This window comes from Catenulispora rubra, from assembly GCF_015356825.1.
Classification (GTDB): Bacteria; Actinomycetota; Actinomycetes; order Streptomycetales; family Catenulisporaceae; genus Catenulispora; species Catenulispora rubra.
Genome location: NZ_JAACYW010000481.1, coordinates 1 through 5,031 on the forward strand (window position 1 = coordinate 1; position 5,031 = coordinate 5,031).

Sequence of the window (5,031 nt, forward strand, 5' to 3'; positions counted from 1 at the left end):
GTGTGGGGTGTGGGGTGTGGGGTGTCAGCTGGTCTGCAGGGCGGTGTCGTCGGCCACGAAGTCCGTGGTCCCACCGCTGGTGTCCGTCTCCGAGCCGGTGAACTTCACGGTGACGGTCTGGCCCGCGTAGGCGGACAGGTCGGCCGTCTGTTGGGTGTAGTCGGAGTTCGCGTCGAGGTTGGAGAACGAGCCGACCGTGGCGAGGACGGTGCCCGAGGAGTTCAGGACCTGCACGGTGAACGTGTCCGGTTTCTTCGTGGTCGTGTTCTCGGTGGAATCGATGTGCAGCCAGTAGGTCAGCGACGCGCTGCATCCGGTCGGGATGGTGACCGTCTGCGCAGCGGTGTCGGTGTCCTTGCTGCCGTTGCCGTTGAACCAGGCGATCCATGAGCCGGAGTGCGAGGGCTCAGCCGACGTCGCCTTGGTGATCGGCGTGAATCCGAGCGTGGAGGTCTGGGTCCACGACGTGGCACCGGACTCGAAGCCGGGGTTCGCCAACAGCTGCGCCGGAGTGCAGCCCCCACCACCGCCGGATGCGGTGACGGTCAGCGAAAAGCTCGCGGTGTGGGTGGCGGATGGAGCGGTCCCGGTGATGGTGATCGGGTACGTCCCCGCCGGGGTGGTCGTCGCGGTCGAGATCGACAGCATCGAGGACCCGCCGGCGGTCACCGAGGCCGGGCTGAGCGTCGCGGTGGCGCCGGTCGGCAGGCCGGAGGCGGTGAGCGTGACGGGCTCGGCGGTCCCGCTGACCAGCGAGGTGGAGACGGTCGCGGTGGTCGAGGAACCCTGCGTCACGCTGCCGGAGGCCGGCGAGTCGGCGAGCGAGAAGTCGTTCGGGGCGCCGGTCCCGGTGCCCGCGACCACGTCGGTCTTCGCCGAGTTCCAGCCGTACAGGCTCACGACCGGGGTCGCGCCCTGCAGGTCGGCGGACTTGAAGGTGGCGGTCAGGGTCTCGGACTCCCCCGGCCACAGCGTGACGTCGTTGTCGCCCCAGACCGCCGAGGTGACTTCGTTGTCCCCGGACAGCTCGGTGCCCGAGGCCGTCCCGCGGCGCAGGTCCGCGCGGAGCAGGAAGCCGACGGCCGGGGTCGTGGACTTGTTGGTGACGGTCACCGTGACCAGGCTGTCGGCGCCGTTCGGGCCGGCCTGGCTGGTGGTCGCGGCGGTCGCGGACACCGTGGCGGCCGGCAGGTTCTGCAGGGCGCTGAGGTTCGCGTAGGAGCTCATCGTGGCCTGCGGGTTGCCGCCGCCGGAGGGGATGGTCGAGCCCCAGTTCACCGCGTCCGGGGTGGTGGAGTCCCAGTAGACGTTGCGGTCGACGACCGTGCCGTTCTGCTTGACCAGCAGCTCGACGAAGTAGACCGTGCCGGAGCCGCTGGGCAGCTTCGGCGTTATCACCTTGTTCTGCACCTGCTGCGAGGCCAGGGACAGCGAGCCGGAGGTCTGGTCGTCGAGCACGGAGCCGGCGGTGTTGTAGACCTTGGATTCGACGGTCACGCCGGACTGCGTCTGGCCGGACAGGTTGTCGACGGTCACGGTGTGGTTGTCGAGGGTGTAGAGCGCGTGCAGCGACCGGTTCGCCTCCTGCGCGCCGAAGTAGGCGCCGGCCTGGTCGTAGTCGTTGTTGTAGAGCGACCAGAGCAGCGTCGGCCAGCCCTTGTTCATCTGCCAGTAGATGGTGCCGGTCGAGGGCTGCGTGGAGTTGGTGGAGTGCGCGAGGAAGGCCTCGAACTGAGCGCGGGTGTCCTCGTAGTTCTGGGCCTGCGCCTCCTGGACGTACTGCGCCAGGCTCGACCAGGATCCGTACCGCTTGGAGACGGCCTGGTCCAGGTTGTAGAGCGTGCCGAACGCGTAGCCGCTGTGGCCGGTGCCCTCGTAGTTGTTGTGGAACTGGTTGGCGCCGGTGTTCTGCCACAGCGCCGACTGGTCGGAGGCCGACATGAAGCGGTTGATGGAGTCCATCGTCGGGACGGTGTTACCGGCGCTCTGTTCGGAGTCGAAGCCCCAGGCGCCGCCGGCGTTGGTCAGTGTGGAGTCCCCGGAGGGGTAGTGCGAGGTGTCGTACCAGTAGTTCGACGGGACCCAGTCGTAGGGGCCTTCCTTCTCCCCGGACACTCCGAGCTGGGAGCTGGAGTTGTACTCGGCGGAGGAGATGAACGGGCCGGGGTAGTCGGCCGCGGCGAAGCCGTTCAGGGCCTGGGATTCCTGGGTGTCGCTCGGGGCGTTGTCGCTCCACTGGAAGCTGAAGATGCTCGGGTGGTTGCGCCAGGTCGCGCCCAGGCTCGCCGCGGTGTTCTGGTACACGGTGCCGGCCGAGCTGCTGTTCTCCCACTCGTCGCAGCACTGGTAGCCGACGTTGATCAGGATCCCGGCGGCGTCCATCTGCTGGTAGAAGTCCGGCGGCATGAAGTGGCCTTCGAGGCGGATGGTGTTCAGCCCCATGGACTTCATCAGAGCGATCTGCTGCGCGGTGTCCGCGGGGTCGTAGCGCAGGAACAGGTCCGGGTCCCAGCCGCCGCCGCGGATCACCAGCGTCTGGCCGTTGATACCGAACTGGCGCACCCCGGAGGACGCGGCGTTGCCGGAGCCGACCAGGTTCGAGGTGACGGTGCGGATGCCGAAGGTCTCAGAGGTCGTGTTCAGGACCGTCGAGTTCTGCGCGACCGAGGTGGCCAGGGTGTAGAGCGGCTGCGCTCCCATCTGGAACGGCCACCAGATCTGCGGCGAGGACAGGTTCAGGGCCGCGTAGCTCGACGGCGTGAACGTGACGGTCGAGGTCGCGTTGGCGGCGACGGTGACGTTCTGGGTCACCGAGACCGGCATGCCGCCGCCGGGCGGGGTGAGGGTCGCGGTGACCGCGCCGGTCTGCGAGGAGCCGGTGACGTTGACCACGGAGGCCTTCACGGTCAGCGCGCTGCTGGACAGGCCGGCGGCGGTGTTCTGGTCGACGTGCGCGTTGTCGACGATCAGCGGGCCGCCGGACTCCAGCTGGACCGGGAACTGGATGCCGGTGTTGTTGTCCGGCGGGATCTGGCTCCAGTCGACGTTGTCCAGCGTCAGCATCGAGTTGGGGTTGTTCGGGTGCATCTCGATGGCCAGCGAGTTGGTGCCGGAGACCAGCTTGGAGGTGATGTCGAAGACGTTCTTGACGTAGTCGCCGGTGACGGTGGAGGCCGCGGCGACCTGCGTGCCGTTGACCCAGACGTCGGCGGTGCCGACGACGCCGTTCAGGACCAGCCGCGCGGCCTGGCCGCTCGGGGGCGCGGTGAAGTCCGTGCGGTACCACCACGGGACCGAGAACTGCGCGATGGTGTCGGCACCGACCTTGGTCATCTGGCCGAAGCAGCTCTTCATGTTGCTGGAGAAGTAGACGTTCGGACAGGTGCCGTTCTGGAGCAGGGCGTTGATCTCGGTGCCCGGGGCTCCGCCGCCGTCGTTGGCGACGGTGAGCCAGCCGGACGTGGAGAAGCCCGGCGTCGATATCTGGCCGCCGCCCTGGGTGGCGGTCGAGCTGGTGACGACCTTCCAACCGGTGGTCGCGCCGAGGTTCTGGACCGCTGACGAGCCGGTCGCGGGGTTGACGGTGGCGGCGGCCTGTGTCGACGTCGTCGCGGCGAGGCCTGTGCTCAACGGCGTTTGAGGACTGCTGCCGGCTGTCGCCATCTGGACGGTGCCGGCGAGGACCGCGCAGACAAGGGCGACGGCCCCGAATGTGCGGGTCGTGGAACGGCGTGTGCGGATCCTTGCTGGTGATCGCATGCCCGACTCCTGAATTAGGAAAGGTTCCTAACGAGATCGGGGCGTACGCTACTCATGCCGTTGACTGGTCGTCAAGAGTCTGTGAAAGGTCCTTAACTAGAATTGACGGACGGCAAGCGTTGACCGGGGTCCAGGAACTCCACGAGGGCGAGCGCCGCGAGGAGCAGCACCGCGAAGACCAGGATGGCCGGGGTACTCGCGTCGTCGTGGAGCAGGAACGCGACGAGCCCGATGACGACCACGGCGGCGGTGACCGCGCGCCGGTGGCGGTTGATCCACGGGCCGACCGGACCGGTGGACAGGCCGGCGCGCTGCGTCAGGATGCGGGCGTGGCCGATGACCGTCTTGCACAGAGTTCTGACGTTCCGGGCGAAGGGTGCCGAGCCGGCCAGGTAGGCGCCGAGGGCGAGGACCAGCGCGAGGACGGTGACGGTGCGCACGGTCTTGTGCAGGAAGCGGACGATCGTGTCGTACAGGACCATCGCGGCGTCGGCGTTCACGTCCGGCGGCAGGTGGTCGTGGTAGAGGTGGCGGCCGATCCAGAGGCCGACGCCGACCAGCGCGGTGGCGACGGCGATGCCGATCTGGCCGCGGATGAAGGCGCGGCGGCGGTGCACGGCGAGCAGGACGCCGGCGACGAAGAGGACGACGACGATCGGCGGGAGCCAGTCGCCGAGGATCCGCAGCAGGTTGAAACCGGTGCGGGCCTTGTGCAGCGCGTCGGTCTGGGCCACGACGAAGGTGGCGTCGACGTCGGGGATGTTCGCGGCGGCGGGGATGCCGGCGGCGACCAGGCGCTGCTTGGCGGCGTCCATGACCGGGGCGAGGCTGACGGTGATCTGGCCGTCGGCGGTGTCGACGACGCCGCTGGAGCCGGTGAGCGCGTCGACGAGGGTGGTGTGGGCGAGGCGGTTGGCCTGGTCCCACAGGGCGGAGAAGGCGCTGGAGGTGACGACCTTCTGGACCACCTGCTGGACGAAGTCGTCGACGCCGCCGGAGAGCGCACCGGAGAGGTTCTGGAGCGCGGAGTCGAGCTTCGGCCGGTTGGGGAGCGCCGAGGCGAGGGCGTCGGTGACGGTGCCGACCATGCCTTTGACGTCGAGCTGGTTGACGATGGCGGTGCTGACGCGGGTGGTGATGGCGGTCTGGATGGCCGGGTCGTGGGCGAGGGGCGCGACGGTGGCGACGTAGCGGTCGGTGTCGGCGACTTCGTCGGCCATCCAGACGGAGGCCACGGCGAGGGGGGACAGGAGGGCGGCGAGGGTGAGGAGG

The 5,031-nt window shown here is 68.8% G+C and carries 2 protein-coding genes; both read right to left on the bottom strand.

What is annotated here, in order from left to right; genetic code table 11:
- Positions 1 to 24 precede the first annotated feature (24 nt).
- Positions 25 to 3,759: a glycosyl hydrolase 2 galactose-binding domain-containing protein gene (locus GWK61_RS52670; RefSeq protein ID WP_194921807.1), complete on the bottom strand. Its 3,735-nt coding sequence runs from the start codon at positions 3,757 to 3,759 to the stop codon at positions 25 to 27.
- Between the two features lie 92 nt (positions 3,760 to 3,851).
- Positions 3,852 to 5,031, bottom strand: a 1,180-nt coding sequence (locus GWK61_RS52675; protein WP_228564434.1) for a hypothetical protein, incomplete at its 5' end; no start/stop codon positions are given.